Source organism: Enterobacter cloacae complex sp. IR5458 (assembly GCF_049238025.1).
Taxonomy (GTDB): Bacteria; Pseudomonadota; Gammaproteobacteria; order Enterobacterales; family Enterobacteriaceae; genus Enterobacter; species Enterobacter kobei.
This window is the reverse complement of sequence record NZ_JBMKIF010000010.1, coordinates 73990-91545: the sequence shown is the minus strand read 5'-3', so window position 1 is coordinate 91545 and position 17556 is coordinate 73990. Positions and strand designations below refer to the sequence as shown.

The following is a 17556-nucleotide window of genomic DNA, read 5'->3' as shown; positions in this document are numbered from 1 at the left end:
CAGACGGTGACAACCTCACTCCTCTAACGACCGCAAATGGTCATCCTTTCGCAGCGTCATCAGCGCGAAAATACTTACCACCGCCGTTGCCATCACGTAATATGCCGGAATATTCAGGTTGCCCGTCTCTTTAATTAATCCGGTAATAATCAGTCCCGCACAGCCCGAGAAGATCGCGTTTGACAGGGAATACGCCAGCCCCAGGCCGGTATAACGCACGCGCGTCGGGAACATTTCAGACAGCATAGCCGGCCCCGGTCCTGCCAGCATCCCCACCAGACCGCCCGCAATTAGCACCACCATCGCTTTAACGGCCAGCGTGGCGGACTCAGCCTGCAACATTTTCAGCAGCGGCAGGGCGAGCAGCAGCAGCAGGGCGGTAGCAATCATCATCACCGTGCGGCGGCCAATCTTGTCGCTCAGGATACCCGAGGGGATGATGGTCAGCGCAAAGCCGATATTCGAAATCACCGCTATCAGCAGTGCCTGATTAAACCCTGTGTGTAGCGCCGACTGGAGATAGGTCGGCATAATCACCAGGTAGGTATACCCTGCCGCCGACCAGACCATAACCCGGCAAATGCCCATCAGAATCGTTTTGAGCGTGGCGGAGGTGCTGGCCTGAGCCACAACCGGTTTTTCCTTCTGCTGCACAAAGCTCGGCGTCTCTTCCATACTCACACGCAGCCATAGCGCGACAGCCCCCATCGGCAGCGCAAGGAAGAATGGAATACGCCAGCCCCAGTCATGTAATGCCTCAGGCGTGAGAAGGGCGGAGAGCAGTGCCACAATCCCCGCGCCCGCTAGCAGCCCGAGCGCCACGGTAAAGGACTGCCACGCGCCATACAGACCGCGCTTGCCGCGTGGAGCGAACTCTGTCATCAACGAAACTGCACCACCGTACTCTCCGCCTGCGAACAATCCCTGCAAAATGCGCAGCAGCGTAACGATCAGCGGTGCGGCAATGCCTATGCTGGCGTAGACGGGCACAAGACCAATGGCTGTGGTGGCGAGCGTCATCAGTACCAGCACAATGATCAGCGTCGGTTTCCGGCCAATCCTGTCGCCGATGCGGCCAAATACCACCGCACCCAGGGGACGGAAGAAGAACGCGATAGCAAACGAGGCCCAGGTGAGGATCAGGCTGGTCAGTCCCGCTTCTCCCTCGAGCTGGAAGAAGTTCCTGGCAATCACGGTCGCCATAAAACCGTAGACCGCAAACTCATACCACTCGATGAAGTTACCAATGGAGCCTGCAATTAATGCTCGCTTGTGCGCATCCGGTTGCATAACGATCCTCACTGAAAGGGGTAAGAATAAATTATTCAACAAAAGCGAAGTGATGAAATAGTTTATTCTTATGTTCTGTGAGCTATTTCACGAATGATATCAGCGGGATCGCCAGCTTGTGACCCCCCTCCCATGCAGCGTGCACGGGGCCTGTCCATACTTATCCTCATTGCCACTGAAGGAGGGAGACAGCATGCACTGGCAGACCCATACCGTTTTCAATCAACCGGCACCGCTTTCAAACAGCAACCTTTTCCTCTCCGACTGCGCCCTGCGTGACGCGGTTTCCCGCGAGGGGGCCGAGTGGGATAGCGAGCTGCTCGCCAGTATCGGGCAGCAGTTAGGGACCGCAGAGTCGCTGGAGCTGGGCAGGCTGGCCAACGTCAACCCACCGGAGCTGTTACGCTACGACGCCACCGGAGAGCGGCTGGACGATCTTCGCTTTCACCCCGCCTGGCACCTGCTGATGCAGGGGCTCTGTGCCAACCGGGTACATAACCTGGCGTGGGAAGAGGAGGCGCGAAGAGGTTCCTTTGTGGCCAGAGCGGCACGGTTTGTTTTGCATGCGCAGGTTGAAGCCGGCACGCTTTGCCCCGTCACCATGACCTTCGCCGCCACGCCGCTGTTGCAACAGTCGCTACCTAAACCGTTTCATGCATGGTTAACGCCGCTGATGAGCGATCGCTACGATCCCCATCTCGTGCCGGGTGGGCAAAAACGCGGGTTGCTGATCGGCATGGGGATGACGGAAAAGCAGGGGGGATCAGATGTCCTGAGCAACACCACCAAAGCGGAAAAATGCAGCGACGGTAGCTACCGTCTGGTAGGCCATAAATGGTTTTTCTCCGTCCCGCAGAGTGATGCGCATCTGGTGCTGGCTCAGGCAAAAGGTGGCTTATCCTGCTTTTTTGTCCCGCGCTTTTTACCTGACGGACAACGTAACGCCGTACGGCTGGAGCGCCTGAAGGACAAGCTCGGGAACCGCTCCAACGCGAGCAGCGAGGCGGAGTTTCTTGATGCCTCCGGCTGGCTGCTGGGGGAAGAAGGGGAAGGGGTACGGCAGATCCTCAAAATGGGCGGTCTGACGCGCTTCGACTGCGCGCTGGGCAGCCACGGTTTAATGCGCCGGGCGCTGTCTGTGGCGTTGTACCACGCTCATCAGCGGCAAACCTTCGGTAAAAATCTCATCGATCAGCCGTTAATGCGTGAGGTCTTAAGCCGCATGGCGCTGATGCTGGAGGGGCAAACGGCGCTGCTGTTCCGTCTCGCCCGCGCGTGGGATAAACGCGTGGATCCGCAAGAGGCGGCCTGGGCACGGCTGTTTACGCCGGCCGCGAAATTTAGCGTCTGCAAAGCGGGTATCCCGTTTGTGGCAGAGGCGATGGAGGTGCTGGGCGGCGTAGGGTACTGCGAGGAGAGTGAGCTTCCCCGCCTGTATCGCGAAATGCCGGTGAACAGTATCTGGGAAGGCTCAGGCAATATCATGTGCCTGGACGTGCTGCGCGTGCTGACGAAGCAGCCGGGGATCCACGACCTGCTGGCCGATGAGTTTGCACAGGTCAAAGGGCAGGACAGACACTTTGACCGCAGCTGGCGCCAGCTTCAGCAAAAGCTGCGTAAACCACAGGAGGCGCAGGGGCGGGAGATCGCGCAGCAGCTTTTCTTGCTGGGGGCCGGGAGCCAGATGCTGCGGCACGCATCGCCACCCGTGGCGCAGGCGTGGTGCCGCATGATGCTGGATACCCGTGGCGGTACGCTGATGAGCGAGCAGGTGCAAAGCGATTTTCTGCTGCGCGCCACGGGCAGGGTTGGCTAGCGTTTAAGCTGGAACAGACTGACCAGTTGGGTAAGATGTAAACCTTTCTCGCGCAGCGTGTGTGCGGTTTGTTCGCTGCGCGAGACGCGATCGGCGTTGATGTGTGACGCTTCACCAATGTGGGTCATGGCGAGATTCACCTGGCCAATCCCCGCGGATTGCTCGCGCGATGCATGGTTAATTTCGGTGACCAGCTGGCTGATGTTATCGATATGAACGATGATGGAATCCATAGCCAGACGCGTCTGTTCAGACAGCGCGTGACCTTCGCTCACTTTTCTCAGCGTATCGCCAATCAGCTGTTCTATCTCTTTCACCGCGTTGGCGCTCCGGCCCGCCAGCGCGCGAACTTCCTGGGCAACCACCGCAAAACCTTTTCCGTGCTCGCCTGCACGTGCCGCTTCTACCGCCGCATTCAGCGCCAGAATATTGGTCTGAAACGCGATGGACTCAATCACGCGGGTAATATCTTCGATACGTTTTGACGCTTCGCGAATGTCATCCATCGTGGCAACCGCATGGGTTACCGTTTCACCCCCCTCGTGAACCGCGCGTGAGGTTTCACCCACCAGTTGCTGCGTTTGCTCCATGTTGGCGGCATTTTGCTGTACGGTCGCGGCCAGTTGCTCCATGCTGGCTGAGGTCTCCTCCACGCTGCTGGCCTGCTTGTTGATCTGCTCTGAGATCTCGCCGGTATCGGAGGCCAGCGCGTTAGTCCCCGTCTGGATCTCACCAGCGGCCTCGCGAACCTGCAGAACAATTTTTTGCAGCCCGCCGCCAATGCCGTTAATGGCGTCAATCAGCTGTCCGACCTCGTCCCGGCGCGTCACGGGCAGGCTGGAGCGAAGATCGCCGTCGGCATACTGCCGTGCAAGCTGGATCACGTTGCGCAGCGGTTGCGTCAGCATACGGCGAATAAGGATCACGAACAGGCCTGCAAAGAGGACTGACAAGACCACACCGGCCAGCAGGAAGCGATCGCGCATGGCGGTGACGCTTGAAAGCAGCACTGACTTATCCACTTCGCCCACGATAGTCCAGTTCCAGCCGGGTAGCGGGGTATAGGCCATTTTCAGCGTCCGTCCGTCGTCACTTACGCGCTCCAGGGTGCCGGGTTTATCACCCAGAAGCTGCTGTTGTGTCGCGCTGTCCCACTTCGGCAGTTGTCCCTCTTCCGTGGTGTGGAACAGGTATTGCCCGCGTGTTTTGCCGTTGCTGCGATCCAGCACGAAGAAGTGACCGCTCTCGCCCAGGCGGCGGTTGAGGATTTTCTCGCGCATGACGTTCCAGGAGTGGCTAATGTCCACCCCGACAAAGACGATCGCAATGACCTGACCTTCGGCGTTTTTCACCGGCTGGTACTGGGTGATATAGCGTTTTCCAAACAGCAGCGCCAGGCCACGGTAGACATCACCTTTATTGGCGGCGGCAAAGGCCGGGCTGGAGGTATCCAGAACGGTCCCCATTGCGCGCTCGCCATTCTCTTTACGCAGGGAGGTGGCGACGCGAATAAAGTCGTTACCGCTGCGAACAAATAGCGTGGAGATGGCCCCCGTTCGGTTCAGGAAGTCGTCAGAAAAAGTGGTATTTTCATGGAGTTCCGTGTCCCCGCCTTTCAGCAGAGGAACATTGAGCCCGTTAATTGTCCGGGTCTGAAGCGTATCGACGCTAAATGGCTGGGGCAAAAAAGTCGTAAACAGTCTGGTATAGCTTTCGACTTCTTCACTCAGGCTGGTGTTGAACATTTGCACCATATCGACCATACCGGTGGACTGGTTATGCAGGTCTTCTACCGCGAGGGCTTCAAGCTGCTGGCTGGCTTTTTGGCTGAGCAGGAAAGTGAAAAGCAGAAACAGCACGGCAACACTGACGCCCGTCAGCAGCGATAGCTTTGTCCCGAGGCCCGCACGGCGGAAAAAATTGATCATAAATTGCTCATCATTGAAAAGGTATGGTTCTTCAACGGCAGAGCGGGGATTACGTTTACTAAATTAATGTAACAAAATGTTATTGAGTTGTTTTTATATGGTTTTGTAAAAGATAAAAAATTTGCAAAAACGAAAAGCCACTAAAAATAAGTGGCTTTTATCAGGAAGGTTCTTAGACGTAGAGAATGGCCTGTACCCGCCAGTGGTCGACATGGTTATCTTCCTGCATCTGGATGATGCGATACCATGACGCACCCTGTTCATCGGCTTTTAATGCCACGATACGTTCAACATCTTGCGGGCTCCCCGAAATGTTATTGACGGAGATGTGGCCTATTTCATTCAGACCTGTTACGCAATCCGCGCTGGCAAATTCTGCTGACTGCGCGGTGGTGCTCACCAGGCCTGCTGAGAGCAACAGAGAGGTCAAAGCAAGAGTTCGTTTCATCGTCAGCTCCATTTCACATATCTCCGGTATCCGCCGGGCAATCCTTCGCGAATAAACTCCTTTCCATTGACGCGGGCATGGAGTTTATTGTGGACAGGAAAATGTCTATGGACGCAAAGCAGTGTAAATGTCGTTCAAAGGAAAACCATTACTGACGGTATAAAATGGCCTGTGAATACCACTGCCCCGTAATGATGGTTTCATCGACCATGATAATGACGTAATAATCTGCTTTGGCGGCGACGGCTTGTGCCTTTATTGCCTCTTCTGCGTCATCCGGAGAACCGCGAACCAGCGCGGAGACGGTGCCCATTCGTTGTAATCCTTCTGTCTGATTACGACGAATCTCCTGCGGGTGATCGGCAACCGGGGGAGCGGGTTGCGGCGTTCCCTGCAGTGCGCTACAGCCACTGAGAAGAAGCACCAGCAATAAAGCTGCAAACCTGTGCATAACCATATCTCTTTTCCTGATAGCCATAGTGTAGTTGTCTGCGAATTTCGTTTTGGGGGAATGTTCCCGAAGTGTTATCTGGGGCGTAATTTTCGAATGAAAATAGCCTGAAACCGTAACCCAGTTCTCAACATTATGAATCATTCATTCGTTCAGGGTCGACAATGATTGAAATTGAAATACGCCGTCTCGGCGACCATGAAATTTTACACGCCACGCCGACGGGGAAACGTGATAAACCGCTGCCAGTTGTGGTTTTTTATCATGGATTTACCTCGTCAAAGCTGGTTTACAGTTATTTTGCGGTGGCGCTGGCGCAGGCCGGTTTTCGTGTCGTCATGCCGGATGCCCCCGAACACGGTGCGCGCTTTACGGGAGATGAACAGGCGCGGCTTGGTCAGTTCTGGCCCATTCTGCACGGCAGTCTGACCGAGTTTTCCGGGCTGCGCGATGCGCTTTATGACGCAGGGCTGGTGGCCGATAACCGTCTGGCGGTTGCCGGGGCCTCGATGGGCGGCATGACGGCGCTGGGGATTATGACGCATCATCCTGAAGTGAGATCCGTCGCCTGTCTGATGGGCTCCGGCTACTTTACGTCGCTGGCGAAGACGCTTTTTCCCCCGCAAGATTTGACGGAAATGACGGCGAGGCTGGCTGACTGGGAAGTGACTCGCGCACTGCCGCGCGTGGCCGATCGTCCGCTTCTGCTGTGGCACGGTGACGCAGATGACGTGGTACCGCCTGACGGCACCTTTCGCCTGCAGCAGGCGCTAAAGCGTGAAGGACTGGACGGCAATCTGACCTGTTTGTGGGAATCGGGCGTCCGCCACCGCATTACGCCAGCGGCGCTGGAGGCCACGGTGGCGTTTTTCCGCCAGCACCTTTAAACCCGCAGGATTTTAACGCCCTGATCTTCCAGTTTCTGCAGGATCTCGGGGTTAGCCCCTTTGCCGGTGATCACCATGTCGATCTGTTCTGCGCGGCTGAACAGCATGCCTGCGCGTTCACCGACTTTACTGCTGTCGACCAGCACGACGAGTTTGCCCACAACGTTCAGCATGTTTTGTTCGGCCATCGCAGTCAGCATATCGGTTTTATATAAACCGTCTGCAGTCAGGCCTTTGCCGCTGGTAAACATCCAGTGCCCGGCGTAAAGACTGTTTTCACTGTCCTGGGGGCTAAGGGTGATGGACTGGCTCTTATTGTACTGGCCGCCCATGATCACCACGCTGTCATGCTCCTGGTCGATAAGATAGTTGGCGAGCGGTAGGTAGTTGGTGATGATCTGCACCGGCTTGCCGCACATCTCGCGGCCCAGCAAAAATGCCGTAGACCCGCAGTTGATGACGACGCTCTCACCCGGGTTCACCAGCTGTGAGGCGGCTCTGGCGATCCGCACCTTTTCATCGTGATTCTGCGCCTGATGGATATTCATTGGCGACCAGCGTGGACGCTGCTGGCTGATGGCTTCTGCACCGTTGCGGACTTTTTTCAGTTTGCCGCTCTCATCCAGCTTGTTAATGTCCCGCCGCGCGGTGGCGGGGGAGATGCCTAAACGTTCGATCACTTTCTCGACGGTGATAAACCCTGTTTGCCCCAGGAGTTCCAGTAAAATTTGATGCCGTTGCGCTTCCGTCATGAGCTATTCCGATAAGAATTGATTTGAAAAGATGATATTTGAAATAGCGTGAAATTACTAAAATAAATATGAAATCGCCAGACTCAGGGTCTGGCGATGTGGCCGGATAATCAGAGGAAGGACTTAAACGGCAGGTCTGGCTCAATAGTAAAGCAATCATCGAAACCGCGTGGGTAGTGGTACTCAAGATTGTCTTGATCCAGCGGCCAGGTGAACTTGCCGCCTACCTGCCAGATAAATGGCTTGAAGCCGTACTTCAGGCGGTCTTTTTTCATCTCCCACAGCACGCGAATTTCCTGCGGATCGGCCTGGAAGTTTGACCAGATGTCGTGGTGGAACGGAATCACGACCTTGGTGTTCAGCGCCTCCGCCATACGCAGCATATCGGCGCTGGTCATCTTGTCGGTAATGCCACGTGGATTCTCGCCGTAGGAGCCCAGCGCCACGTCAATCTGATGCTCATTACCGTGCTTCGCGTAGTAGTTGGAGTAGTGTGAGTCGCCGCTGTGGTACAGGGAACCGCCAGGCGTTTTGAACAGGTAGTTGACGGCGCGCTCGTCCATGCCGTCCGGCAGAACGCCTGCGGCTTTCTGGTCAGCCGGCAGCGTAATCAGTGCGGTACGGTCAAAGGCATCCAGGGCGTGAATTTCAATGTCTTTGATTTTCACCACGTCGCCCGGTTTCATCACGATGCAGCGCTCTTTTGGCACGCCCCAGCCAATCCAGAGATCCACGCAGGTCTGCGGCCCGATAAACGGCACGTCGTCCGCGCAGTTTTGCATTACTGCCGCCGCCACGTTCACGTCAATATGATCGTTGTGATCGTGGGTGGAGAGCACGGCATCGATTTGGCGAATGGCAAAAGGGTCGAGCACAAACGGCGTGGTACGCAGGTTCGGTTGCAGTTTTTCCACGCCGGCCATGCGCTGCATCTGGTGGCCTTTTTTCATCAACGGATTGCCGTGGCTCTGTTTGCCTGTGCCGCACCAGAAATCGACGCAAATATTGGCGCCACCCTCGGATTTCAGCCAGATACCGGTGCAGCCCAGCCACCACATGGCAAAAGTACCAGGAGCAACCTGTTCCTGTTCGATCTCTTCGTTCAGCCAGCTACCCCACTCCGGGAAGGTGCTCAGAATCCATGATTCACGGGTGATGGTGTTCACTTTACTCATCGTTTTGACTCCTGGTTTTAATCAAAAGTAATCATATGGTGATTTGTTGTGATTAACTCTGGCACCATTTGACGTGCTTTGCAATGACAAAAGTGCGTAATTTTAACTGTGCGATATCACAGATACTTCGCTTTATCCTTGTTAGACTATCTGCCATTAATGATTAATTGCATGAATTATAAAGAATAATTCATTTTGTTTGTGCGGTAGTGAAAATCATTACTAACACCATGGAAATAATTTGCGTGATACGTCACAAATAATCAAATTCAATCTTGTGGTGATTATTTGTGATTACTAGAGTGATGACACCAACCACACAGGGATTGCCCCTCGTGTTCTCATTTCTGGAGAGAGTTATGGAGATCCTCTACAACGTCTTTACCGTTTTCTTCAATCAGGTAATGACCAACGCCCCGCTGCTGCTGGGTATCGTGACGTGCCTGGGTTACATCCTGCTGCGTAAAAGCGTCAGCGTGATCATCAAAGGCACGATTAAGACCATTATCGGTTTTATGCTGTTGCAGGCGGGGTCAGGCATCCTGACCAGCACGTTTAAGCCGGTCGTCGCCAAGATGGCGGAGGTCTATGGTATAAATGGTGCAATTTCAGATACTTATGCCTCAATGATGGCCACGATTGACCGCATGGGTGACGCCTACAGCTGGGTGGGTTACGCGGTTCTGCTCGCGCTGGCGCTGAACATTATCTACGTGTTGCTGCGTCGCATTACCGGCATTCGCACCATCATGCTTACCGGTCACATCATGTTCCAGCAGGCGGGTCTGATCGCGGTTTCTCTCTATATCTTCGGTTACCCAATGTGGACCACGATTATCTGCACCGCGGTGCTGGTCTCGCTCTATTGGGGCATCACTTCCAACATGATGTACAAGCCGACCCAGGAAGTGACCGACGGCTGTGGCTTCTCCATCGGCCATCAGCAGCAGTTTGCGGCCTGGGTTGCCTATAAAGTTGCGCCATATCTGGGGAAAAAAGAGGAGAGCGTTGAAGACCTCAAGATGCCGGGCTGGCTGAATATCTTCCACGACAACATCGTCTCGACGGCGATTGTTATGACCCTGTTCTTCGGCGCCATTCTGCTCTCCTTTGGCATTGACGTTGTGCAGGCGATGGCGGGCAAAACGCACTGGACGATTTATATCCTGCAGACCGGTTTCTCCTTCGCTGTGGCTATTTTCATCATCACCCAGGGCGTGCGTATGTTCGTCGCCGAGCTCTCTGAAGCCTTCAACGGCATCTCTCAGCGCCTGATCCCGGGAGCCGTGCTGGCAATTGACTGTGCGGCCATCTATAGCTTCGCGCCAAACGCCGTCGTCTGGGGCTTTATGTGGGGCACCATCGGCCAGCTGATTGCGGTGGGTATCCTGGTGGCCTGCGGCTCCTCAATCCTGATTATTCCTGGCTTTATCCCGATGTTCTTCTCCAACGCCACCATCGGCGTCTTTGCTAACCACTTCGGCGGCTGGCGTGCAGCGCTCAAGATCTGCCTGGTGATGGGGATGGTGGAAATCTTCGGTTGCGTGTGGGCGGTCAAGCTCACCGGTATGAGCGCCTGGATGGGCATGGCGGACTGGTCAATCCTGGCGCCGCCGATGATGCAGGGCTTTGCGTCCGTCGGGCTGGTCTTTATGGCCGTCATCATCCTGATTGCACTGGCTTATATGTTCTTCGCTGGCCGTTCGCTGCGAGCAGAAGAAGATGCAGAAAAACAAACAGCAGAAGTTTCTGCTCACTAAGGAGTTTCGATTATGACCGTACGTATCCTGGCTGTGTGTGGCAATGGGCAAGGCAGCTCCATGATCATGAAGATGAAAGTGGACCAGTTTTTAACCCAGTCAAACATCGACCACACGGTAAACAGCTGCGCAGTGGGTGAATACAAAAGTGAGCTGAACGGCGCAGACATCATCATCGCGTCAACTCACATTGCCGGCGAGATTAGCGTGTCGGGCAACAAATATGTGGTGGGCGTGCGCAACATGCTGTCGCCTGCGGATTTCGGACCAAAACTGCTGGAAGTGATCAAAGAACACTTCCCACAAGACGTGAAGTAAGGACCCGACATGAAACTACGAGATTCGCTGGCAGAGAATGACTCCATCCTTTTGCAGGCTGACGCCAGCACCTGGCAGGAAGCGGTGAAGCTGAGCGTGGATCTGCTGGTTAAGGCGGATGTTGTCGAGCCGCGTTATTACCAGGCCATTCTGGATGGCGTGGCGCAGCACGGCCCCTATTTTGTGATTGCCCCGGGGCTGGCTATGCCGCACGGCCGCCCGGAAGAGGGCGTGAAGAAAACCGGCTTTGCGCTGGTCACGCTGAAAACGCCGCTGGTCTTCAACCATGAAGATAACGACCCGGTCGATATCCTGATCACCATGGCGGCTGTCGATGCCAATACCCACCAGGAGGTGGGCATCATGCAGATCGTCAATCTGTTTGATGATGAAGCCAATTTTGACCGTTTACGCGCCTGCCGTACCGCGCAGGAAGTGCTGGATTTAATTGATAACGCCACTGCGGCGGCCGTTTAAGAGGAATTGAACATGTCATTACCAATGTTGCAGGTTGCGCTGGATAACCAGACGCTGTCCGATGCTTATGAAACCACCCGCCTGATCGCCGAAGAGGTAGACATCATTGAAGTGGGTACCATTCTGTGCGTGGGCGAAGGCGTTCGCGCCGTTCGTGACCTGAAGGCGCTCTACCCGCACAAAATCGTACTGGCTGATGCCAAAATCGCTGACGCGGGCAAAATCCTCTCCCGCATGTGTTTTGAAGCCAACGCCGACTGGGTCACCGTGATCTGCTGCGCGGATATCAATACCGCCAAAGGCGCGCTGGATGTGGCAAAAGAATTTAACGGCGACGTGCAGATTGAACTGACCGGTTTCTGGACCTGGGAGCAGGCACAGGCGTGGCGCGATGCGGGGATCCAGCAGGTGGTGTACCACCGCAGCCGTGATGCGCAGGCCGCTGGCGTGGCGTGGGGCGACGCGGACATCAGCGCGATTAAACGTCTGGCCGAAATGGGCTTCAAAGTGACCGTGACCGGTGGCCTGGCGCTGGAAGATCTGCCGCTGTTCAAGGGTATCCCGATTCACGTCTTTATCGCGGGTCGTAGCATCCGTGACGCGGCGTCTCCGGTGGAAGCAGCGCGTCAGTTCAAACGCTCAATCGCTCAGCTTTGGGGCTAAGGAGCGGGTATGTTGTCAAAACAGGTTCCGCTTGGCATCTATGAAAAGGCACTCCCTGCGGGGGAGTGCTGGCTGGCGCGGTTACAGCTGGCGAAGCAGCTGGGTTTCGATTTTGTCGAAATGTCAGTGGATGAGACGGATGAACGCCTCTCTCGCCTCGACTGGAGCCGCGAGCAGCGTCTGGCGCTGGTGAGCGCCATCGCTGAAACCGGCGTGCGCGTGCCGTCCATGTGCCTGAGCGCTCACCGTCGTTTTCCCCTCGGCAGCGAAGATGATGCCGTGCGGGCACAGGGGCTGGAGATCATGCGCAAAGCCATTCGCTTTGCTCAGGATGTCGGTATCCGTGTGATCCAGCTGGCGGGTTATGACGTTTACTATCAGGAAGCCAACGATGAAACGCGCCGTCGTTTCCGTGACGGTCTGAAAGAGAGTGTTGAGATGGCAAGCCGCGCGCAGGTGACGCTGGCGATGGAGATCATGGACTACCCGTTAATGAACTCCATCAGCAAGGCACTGGGCTACGCGCACTATCTGAATAACCCGTGGTTCCAGCTCTATCCGGATATCGGCAACCTGTCGGCATGGGATAACGACGTGCAGATGGAGCTGCAGGCGGGCATCGGGCATATCGTGGCGGTGCACGTCAAAGATACCCGTCCTGGCGTGTTTAAAAACGTACCGTTCGGCACCGGGGTGGTGGAGTTCGAACGATGCTTCGAGACGCTCAAGCAGACAGGGTATTGCGGGCCTTACCTGATTGAGATGTGGAGCGAGACGTCTGACGACCCGGCAGCGGAAGTGGCAAACGCGCGAGACTGGGTGCGCGAGCGTATGGCACGAGCAGGTTTGCTGGAGGTGGAACATGCTTAAGCTTAAACAGCAGGTCTTTGAAGCCAATATGGATTTGCCGCGCTATGGCCTGGTAACGTTCACCTGGGGTAACGTCAGCGCGATTGACCGAGAGCGCGGCCTCATCGTCATTAAACCCAGCGGAGTGGCGTATGAGACCATGAAGGTCGACGATATGGTTGTCGTGGACCTTGAAGGAAACGTCGTAGAGGGACAGTGGCGTCCTTCTTCGGATACCGCTACCCATCTGGCGCTTTATCGACGTTATCCCTCCCTCGGCGGGGTAGTGCATACCCACTCAACCCATGCCACCGCCTGGGCACAGGCTGGGCTTGCCATCCCGGCGCTGGGCACGACGCACGCGGATTACTTCTTCGGGGATATTCCCTGCACGCGCGCGTTAACGCAGGCCGAGGTGGACGGCGAGTACGAGCTCAACACCGGCAAGGTGATTATCGAAACGCTGGGTGAGGCAGAACCGCTGCATACGCCGGGAATTGTGGTGTACCAGCACGGTCCGTTCTCCTGGGGTAAAGATGCTCACGACGCGGTGCATAATGCTGTGGTGATGGAAGAGGTGGCCAAAATGGCGTGGATTGCCCGCGACATTAATCCACAGCTTCAGGGGATTGATGATTACCTGATGAACAAGCATTTCATGCGCAAGCACGGCCCGAATGCCTATTACGGGCAGAAGTAAATAAGTGCTCTGGAATACCGAAAAACAGTTGTAACCGGTGGTATTTCAGAGCCATTTACAAAAAAAAAGCCCCCGGGCAGGGGGCAACGTAAACTATGGCTATGTTCTCGTTGTTGGCTTTCCTGGTGCTAGCGTTAAAGCGTTATCGGTAAATGTCTGCACTGGCGTGCATATTGCCGTTGCTGCCGGGCTCACGGATTAACATCACGTGGTAATAGGTTGCGCCCTGTGCATCGGTCTCTTCATTTAGTGCCTGATCTGCTTCGCTTTCAGTGGCGAAATTATGATTGATATAGATTACGCCTAAGCTTTGCACATCATCCATGTTCCTGGCCTGCCGGCCGTCTATTTTGATGGCTGCCATCGCGTTTGCACTGAGCAAAAGCGCAGCCATAATGGCTAATGCGATTTTTTTCATGATATGCGCTCCACGACTGCGTGCTGTGAGAGAGGGGATACTCCTTCTTTAATTCAGGTGTTCTCTGATTAAAGTGTAATCATTCATACGGCGGGGATGCGTGACCATTTCTGATGCAGTTGTTCAAAAAAACAACGCTTCCTGGTGTGTTCAATTTTAAATCACCCACTTAGACCCGCTTTACGCTTTGTGCGAATTATTTGTGCAATCAGCTTGAGTTTCCAGGGGCGCGCAAGTATTATGACGCGTCAATTTTTCAGCCGACCTTTAACACGTTCCTTGCCTCCCCGGGCCTCGGCTGACCCAGACAGGAGGCTGAATAATCCGTAAGGAGCAATTCGATGCGTCATTACGAAATCGTTTTTATGGTCCATCCTGACCAGAGCGAACAGGTTCCGGGTATGATCGAGCGTTACTCTGCTGCCATCACTGGTGCAGAAGGTACGATCCACCGTCTGGAAGACTGGGGCCGCCGTCAGCTGGCTTACCCGATCAACAAACTGCACAAAGCACACTACGTTCTGATGAACGTTGAAGCGCCGCAGGAAGTGATCGATGAGCTGGAAACTACCTTCCGCTTCAACGATGCCGTTATCCGCAGCATGGTTATGCGTACCAAAAACGCAGTTACCGAAGCATCTCCGATGGTTAAAGCGAAAGACGAGCGCCGTGAGCGTCGCGATGATTTCGCAAACGAAACCGCAGATGATTCTGATGCTGGGGATTCTGAAGAGTAATTTCTGATGACCAACCGTCTGGCGTTGTCCGGCATCGTATGCAGGGCTCCCCTTCGAAAGGTCAGTCCATCAGGAATTCCGCATTGCCAGTTCGTGCTTGAGCATCGTTCTGTGCAAGAGGAAGCCGGGTTTCACCGGCAGGCGTGGTGCCAAATGCCCGTTATTATTAGCGGACACGAAAACCAGGCCATTACTCACAGTTTAACGGTCGGTAGCGCAGTAATCGTTCAGGGGTTCATCTCTTGCCACAAGGCAAAGAACGGCCTGAGCAAAATGGTTCTGCATGCCGAGCAGATTGATTTGATAGATTCTGGAGACTAGCCATATGGCACGTTATTTCCGTCGTCGCAAGTTCTGCCGTTTCACCGCGGAAGGCGTTCAAGAGATCGACTATAAAGATATCGCAACGCTGAAAAACTACATCACCGAAAGCGGTAAGATTGTCCCAAGCCGTATCACCGGTACTCGTGCAAAATATCAGCGTCAGCTGGCTCGCGCTATCAAACGCGCTCGCTACCTGTCCCTGCTGCCGTACACTGATCGTCATCAGTAATCGGGCACGGTCCATTAATACGACTTTAAGAGGATAAGGTAATGCAAGTTATTCTGCTTGATAAAGTAGCAAACCTGGGCAGCCTGGGTGATCAGGTAAACGTTAAAGCGGGTTACGCTCGTAACTTCCTGGTTCCACAGGGTAAAGCTGTTCCAGCTACTAAGAAAAACGTAGAGTTTTTCGAAGCACGTCGTGCTGAACTGGAAGCCAAACTGGCTGACGTTCTGGCGGCTGCTAACGCTCGCGCTGAAGCAATCAACGCACTGGGCACCGTTACCATCGCGTCTAAAGCTGGCGACGAAGGTAAACTGTTCGGTTCCATCGGTACCCGCGATATCGCTGATGCAGTGACTGCAGCAGGCGTTAAAGTGGCTAAGAGCGAAGTTCGCATGCCGAACGGCGTTCTGCGTACCACTGGTGAGCACGAAGTTGACTTCCAGGTTCACAGCGAAGTGTTCGCTAAACTGGTTGTTAACGTTGTAGCTGAGTAATTTTTTACTCTGCTCACGTTGAAACGCCGGCCTTGTGCCGGCGTTTTGCTTTTTAAAGAACCAGGTTTTAACGCGCCCGGACAAAACTGCCGTCCGGCTGGCGGGTAAACAGCACCTGCTGACCATTTCCTGTATCAATCGTTAAGCCTGTCACCACACCGCTGGCATTCTGGCGAATCTGTACCATCTGACCATTCTGCAGGTTACTGAGCGGCTTACCCGCACCTTCCACTTTTGCCATGGCATACACGTCAGTCGGCGGCAGGTTGTGATCGCGGAAAAGCTGCGCCAGGGTTTTACCCGGCTCGACGCGATAGGAGCGCCACTGCTGCTCAATGCCCGTAGGCTGCTGAGCCTGTTGCTCTACCGGGGCAGAGGTTTGAGCCTGATCTTCCTGGACGGGCTCCGGTTCAACCGGCGCGACCTGACCCGGATCGTTCGAAGGGGTCACCAGCTGCGTTTGCATCGGCTGTGCATCAGGCTGCGGCCGCGTTTGCGACTGAATATCCAGCTGTGCATTGCGGGTGACAGGGGCGGTATCAACATCATCACCGCCGGAAGGAAGCAGGAAACCCACGATCACCATCAGCGCACCAATGATAATCCCTCTGCGATGCAGGGGAGGCAGCGGGTCCATAATGCGAAAATTGTCCGGCGCCTGCCAGATTTTCGCCAGGGTAGGTTTCAGTTCAAATCGCCCGGGCATGGCTCTCCTCCTGCTCCGCGTCTTTTTTATCCTGTGCATCGAAGTATAGTTTGCTAACTGCCTGAACGGCGTAGCAAACCCGACATCCGTGACATCAGTTCGGGATTAATCCTGGTTGTCTCTATTGTTTCTGTTTCGTCGCGGTTTGTCACCTTAACTTCAGACAAAGTTTTACCCATAAGGGCATGGCTGCTATGCTGCCCGCTACTTTAAATGTGATGGAAGGAAAACCCATGACCACCCCGACTTTTGACACTATCGAAGCGCAGGCAAGTTACGGTATCGGCTTGCAGGTAGGACAGCAGCTGAGCGAATCCGGCCTGGAAGGTCTGTTACCAGAAGCGCTGGTGGCGGGTATCGCTGACGCGCTGGAAGGTAAACAGCCTGCTGTTCCGGTTGACGTTGTTCACCGCGCACTGCGTGAAATTCATGAACGAGCTGACGCTGTGCGTCGCGCGCGTTTCGAAGAGATGGCGGCCGAAGGCGTGAAATATCTGGAAGAGAACCGTGAGCGTGAAGGCGTGAACAGCACCGAGTCTGGCCTGCAGTTCCGCGTGATCAACCAGGGCGACGGCGCAATCCCGGCACGTACCGACCACGTTCGCGTACATTATACCGGTAAACTGATCGACGGCACCGTGTTTGACAGCTCCGTGGCGCGTGGCGAACCGGCAGAATTCCCGGTCAACGGCGTGATCGCAGGCTGGATTGAAGCGCTGACCCTGATGCCAGTTGGCTCCAAATGGGAACTGACTATCCCGCACAACCTGGCTTACGGCGAGCGTGGTGCTGGCGCATCCATCCCGCCATTCAGCACCCTGGTATTTGAAGTCGAGCTGCTGGAAATCCTGTAATCGACTTTTCTTATTTCCTCTCTCCGTTCGGGGAGAGGAAAATAGTGATAAAACCTATAGTTACGACGTTATCAATATTTTATCTTGCAAACGAAACTTTTGCGTGTATTTTTGTGAGCTGTTTCGCGCTGTATGAGTGATATGACACTCACTTTCAACATATTATTAACATAATATCTAAATCATAGTATTCATCCCGCCGATTCTTACCTAATATCGATAAGCCCTTACAAGGGGAACGTCATCTTTTGACGTATTTAAAGGCCAGAAGAGCCTTAACAAC

Annotated in this window: 21 protein-coding genes; 13 read left to right on the top strand and 8 right to left on the bottom strand. The window is 54.8% G+C overall.

Annotation, left to right across the window (positions count from 1 at the left end):
• Nucleotides 1–15 precede the first annotated feature (15 nt).
• On the bottom strand, nucleotides 16–1290 hold the full coding sequence (locus tag ACOTYN_RS10840; protein ID WP_047625917.1) for an MFS transporter: 1275 nt from the start codon (nucleotides 1288–1290) through the stop codon (nucleotides 16–18).
• A 193-nt stretch (nucleotides 1291–1483) separates the two neighbouring features.
• Here ACOTYN_RS10840 and ACOTYN_RS10835 point away from each other — a divergent pair, with 193 nt between their 5' ends.
• Entirely contained in the window at nucleotides 1484–3106 is a 1623-nt protein-coding gene (locus ACOTYN_RS10835) for an isovaleryl-CoA dehydrogenase (protein WP_332957757.1), read from the top strand.
• On the opposite strand, the gene ACOTYN_RS10830 is transcribed toward ACOTYN_RS10835, so the two are convergent.
• From ACOTYN_RS10830 to bsmA, 3 genes are all read right to left on the bottom strand, one after another.
• On the bottom strand, nucleotides 3103–5034 hold the full coding sequence (locus ACOTYN_RS10830; RefSeq protein ID WP_332957754.1) for a methyl-accepting chemotaxis protein: 1932 nt from the start codon (nucleotides 5032–5034) through the stop codon (nucleotides 3103–3105). The two genes, ACOTYN_RS10835 and ACOTYN_RS10830, sit on opposite strands and share 4 nt — an antisense overlap.
• A 172-nt stretch (nucleotides 5035–5206) precedes the next feature.
• Nucleotides 5207–5494: a DUF1471 family protease activator YjfN gene (gene yjfN, locus ACOTYN_RS10825; RefSeq protein ID WP_023331857.1), complete on the bottom strand. Its 288-nt coding sequence runs from the start codon at nucleotides 5492–5494 to the stop codon at nucleotides 5207–5209.
• 136 nt (nucleotides 5495–5630) lie between these two features.
• Entirely contained in the window at nucleotides 5631–5960 is a 330-nt protein-coding gene (gene bsmA, locus ACOTYN_RS10820) for a biofilm peroxide resistance protein BsmA (RefSeq protein ID WP_014882237.1), read from the bottom strand.
• Nucleotides 5961–6097: 137 nt separating this feature from the next.
• Between bsmA and yjfP the strand changes: the two genes are divergently transcribed.
• Nucleotides 6098–6820 (top strand): esterase, encoded by a 723-nt coding sequence (gene yjfP, locus ACOTYN_RS10815; RefSeq protein WP_332957752.1) that lies wholly within the window; start codon nucleotides 6098–6100, stop codon nucleotides 6818–6820.
• On the opposite strand, the gene ulaR is transcribed toward yjfP, so the two are convergent.
• Together ulaR and ulaG are read right to left on the bottom strand one after the other, a co-directional pair.
• On the bottom strand, nucleotides 6817–7572 hold the full coding sequence (ulaR, locus tag ACOTYN_RS10810) for an HTH-type transcriptional regulator UlaR (protein WP_332957750.1): 756 nt from the start codon (nucleotides 7570–7572) through the stop codon (nucleotides 6817–6819). The two genes, yjfP and ulaR, sit on opposite strands and share 4 nt — an antisense overlap.
• A gap of 110 nt (nucleotides 7573–7682) precedes the next feature.
• Nucleotides 7683–8747 carry an L-ascorbate 6-phosphate lactonase gene (gene ulaG / locus ACOTYN_RS10805; RefSeq protein WP_332957747.1) on the bottom strand — a complete coding sequence of 355 codons (1065 nt, stop codon included), beginning with the start codon at nucleotides 8745–8747 and terminating at the stop codon, nucleotides 7683–7685.
• 359 nt (nucleotides 8748–9106) lie between these two features.
• Here ulaG and ulaA point away from each other — a divergent pair, with 359 nt between their 5' ends.
• The 6 genes from ulaA to ACOTYN_RS10775 are packed head-to-tail and all read left to right on the top strand — an operon-like array spanning nucleotide 9107 to nucleotide 13514.
• A complete protein-coding gene (gene ulaA, locus ACOTYN_RS10800) occupies nucleotides 9107–10507 on the top strand; it encodes a PTS ascorbate transporter subunit IIC (RefSeq protein ID WP_014882240.1) in 1401 nt (466 codons plus the stop codon).
• A gap of 12 nt (nucleotides 10508–10519) precedes the next feature.
• Complete coding sequence (gene ulaB, locus ACOTYN_RS10795) at nucleotides 10520–10825, top strand: PTS ascorbate transporter subunit IIB (protein WP_003856022.1); 306 nt, start codon at nucleotides 10520–10522, stop codon at nucleotides 10823–10825.
• A gap of 9 nt (nucleotides 10826–10834) precedes the next feature.
• Nucleotides 10835–11302, top strand: a complete 468-nt coding sequence (gene ulaC, locus ACOTYN_RS10790) for a PTS ascorbate transporter subunit IIA (RefSeq protein ID WP_014882241.1) — start codon at nucleotides 10835–10837, stop codon at nucleotides 11300–11302.
• 12 nt (nucleotides 11303–11314) lie between these two features.
• Nucleotides 11315–11965: a 3-keto-L-gulonate-6-phosphate decarboxylase UlaD gene (ulaD, locus tag ACOTYN_RS10785; RefSeq protein ID WP_032637676.1), complete on the top strand. Its 651-nt coding sequence runs from the start codon at nucleotides 11315–11317 to the stop codon at nucleotides 11963–11965.
• A 9-nt stretch (nucleotides 11966–11974) separates the two neighbouring features.
• Nucleotides 11975–12835 (top strand): L-ribulose-5-phosphate 3-epimerase, encoded by an 861-nt coding sequence (locus ACOTYN_RS10780; RefSeq protein ID WP_014882243.1) that lies wholly within the window; start codon nucleotides 11975–11977, stop codon nucleotides 12833–12835.
• Nucleotides 12828–13514, top strand: a complete 687-nt coding sequence (locus ACOTYN_RS10775) for an L-ribulose-5-phosphate 4-epimerase (RefSeq protein ID WP_014882244.1) — start codon at nucleotides 12828–12830, stop codon at nucleotides 13512–13514. Before ACOTYN_RS10780 ends, ACOTYN_RS10775 begins: the two co-directional genes overlap by 8 nt.
• Nucleotides 13515–13656: 142 nt before the next feature.
• On the opposite strand, the gene yjfY is transcribed toward ACOTYN_RS10775, so the two are convergent.
• A complete protein-coding gene (gene yjfY, locus ACOTYN_RS10770) occupies nucleotides 13657–13932 on the bottom strand; it encodes a DUF1471 family protein YjfY (RefSeq protein WP_014882245.1) in 276 nt (91 codons plus the stop codon).
• A gap of 341 nt (nucleotides 13933–14273) precedes the next feature.
• Between yjfY and rpsF the strand changes: the two genes are divergently transcribed.
• The 4 genes from rpsF to rplI are packed head-to-tail and all read left to right on the top strand — an operon-like array spanning nucleotide 14274 to nucleotide 15713.
• Nucleotides 14274–14669, top strand: a complete 396-nt coding sequence (gene rpsF, locus ACOTYN_RS10765) for a 30S ribosomal protein S6 (RefSeq protein WP_014068637.1) — start codon at nucleotides 14274–14276, stop codon at nucleotides 14667–14669.
• Between the two features lie 6 nt (nucleotides 14670–14675).
• A complete protein-coding gene (gene priB / locus ACOTYN_RS10760) occupies nucleotides 14676–14990 on the top strand; it encodes a primosomal replication protein N (RefSeq protein WP_008502895.1) in 315 nt (104 codons plus the stop codon).
• Nucleotides 14991–14994: 4 nt separating this feature from the next.
• Nucleotides 14995–15222: a 30S ribosomal protein S18 gene (gene rpsR / locus ACOTYN_RS10755; RefSeq protein ID WP_000135199.1), complete on the top strand. Its 228-nt coding sequence runs from the start codon at nucleotides 14995–14997 to the stop codon at nucleotides 15220–15222.
• Between the two features lie 41 nt (nucleotides 15223–15263).
• Nucleotides 15264–15713, top strand: a complete 450-nt coding sequence (gene rplI / locus ACOTYN_RS10750) for a 50S ribosomal protein L9 (RefSeq protein WP_006810372.1) — start codon at nucleotides 15264–15266, stop codon at nucleotides 15711–15713.
• 67 nt (nucleotides 15714–15780) lie between these two features.
• Here the strand turns inward: rplI and ACOTYN_RS10745 are convergent, their stop codons facing one another.
• Nucleotides 15781–16419: an OapA family protein gene (locus ACOTYN_RS10745; protein WP_032637673.1), complete on the bottom strand. Its 639-nt coding sequence runs from the start codon at nucleotides 16417–16419 to the stop codon at nucleotides 15781–15783.
• A 233-nt stretch (nucleotides 16420–16652) separates the two neighbouring features.
• Here ACOTYN_RS10745 and fklB point away from each other — a divergent pair, with 233 nt between their 5' ends.
• A complete protein-coding gene (gene fklB / locus ACOTYN_RS10740) occupies nucleotides 16653–17273 on the top strand; it encodes an FKBP-type peptidyl-prolyl cis-trans isomerase (protein WP_008502892.1) in 621 nt (206 codons plus the stop codon).
• The last annotated feature ends 283 nt before the right edge of the window (nucleotides 17274–17556 follow it).

Excerpts from the sequence above, each read along its gene's own strand:
- yjfP (WP_332957752.1), top strand. The coding sequence starts at position 6,098 with ATGATTGAAATTGAAATACGCCGTCTCGGCGACCATGAAATTTTACAC.
- rplI (WP_006810372.1), top strand. The coding sequence starts at position 15,264 with ATGCAAGTTATTCTGCTTGATAAAGTAGCAAACCTGGGCAGCCTGGGT.
- bsmA (WP_014882237.1), bottom strand. The coding sequence starts at position 5,960 with ATGGCTATCAGGAAAAGAGATATGGTTATGCACAGGTTTGCAGCTTTA.
- fklB (WP_008502892.1), top strand. The coding sequence starts at position 16,653 with ATGACCACCCCGACTTTTGACACTATCGAAGCGCAGGCAAGTTACGGT.
- ulaD (WP_032637676.1), top strand. The coding sequence starts at position 11,315 with ATGTCATTACCAATGTTGCAGGTTGCGCTGGATAACCAGACGCTGTCC.
- rpsF (WP_014068637.1), top strand. The coding sequence starts at position 14,274 with ATGCGTCATTACGAAATCGTTTTTATGGTCCATCCTGACCAGAGCGAA.
- ACOTYN_RS10780 (WP_014882243.1), top strand. The coding sequence starts at position 11,975 with ATGTTGTCAAAACAGGTTCCGCTTGGCATCTATGAAAAGGCACTCCCT.
- ACOTYN_RS10835 (WP_332957757.1), top strand. The coding sequence starts at position 1,484 with ATGCACTGGCAGACCCATACCGTTTTCAATCAACCGGCACCGCTTTCA.
- ACOTYN_RS10745 (WP_032637673.1), bottom strand. The coding sequence starts at position 16,419 with ATGCCCGGGCGATTTGAACTGAAACCTACCCTGGCGAAAATCTGGCAG.
- ACOTYN_RS10775 (WP_014882244.1), top strand. The coding sequence starts at position 12,828 with ATGCTTAAGCTTAAACAGCAGGTCTTTGAAGCCAATATGGATTTGCCG.
- ulaR (WP_332957750.1), bottom strand. The coding sequence starts at position 7,572 with ATGACGGAAGCGCAACGGCATCAAATTTTACTGGAACTCCTGGGGCAA.
- ulaC (WP_014882241.1), top strand. The coding sequence starts at position 10,835 with ATGAAACTACGAGATTCGCTGGCAGAGAATGACTCCATCCTTTTGCAG.
- ulaA (WP_014882240.1), top strand. The coding sequence starts at position 9,107 with ATGGAGATCCTCTACAACGTCTTTACCGTTTTCTTCAATCAGGTAATG.
- ACOTYN_RS10830 (WP_332957754.1), bottom strand. The coding sequence starts at position 5,034 with ATGATCAATTTTTTCCGCCGTGCGGGCCTCGGGACAAAGCTATCGCTG.
- priB (WP_008502895.1), top strand. The coding sequence starts at position 14,676 with ATGACCAACCGTCTGGCGTTGTCCGGCATCGTATGCAGGGCTCCCCTT.
- ulaB (WP_003856022.1), top strand. The coding sequence starts at position 10,520 with ATGACCGTACGTATCCTGGCTGTGTGTGGCAATGGGCAAGGCAGCTCC.
- yjfY (WP_014882245.1), bottom strand. The coding sequence starts at position 13,932 with ATGAAAAAAATCGCATTAGCCATTATGGCTGCGCTTTTGCTCAGTGCA.
- ulaG (WP_332957747.1), bottom strand. The coding sequence starts at position 8,747 with ATGAGTAAAGTGAACACCATCACCCGTGAATCATGGATTCTGAGCACC.
- rpsR (WP_000135199.1), top strand. The coding sequence starts at position 14,995 with ATGGCACGTTATTTCCGTCGTCGCAAGTTCTGCCGTTTCACCGCGGAA.
- yjfN (WP_023331857.1), bottom strand. The coding sequence starts at position 5,494 with ATGGAGCTGACGATGAAACGAACTCTTGCTTTGACCTCTCTGTTGCTC.
- ACOTYN_RS10840 (WP_047625917.1), bottom strand. The coding sequence starts at position 1,290 with ATGCAACCGGATGCGCACAAGCGAGCATTAATTGCAGGCTCCATTGGT.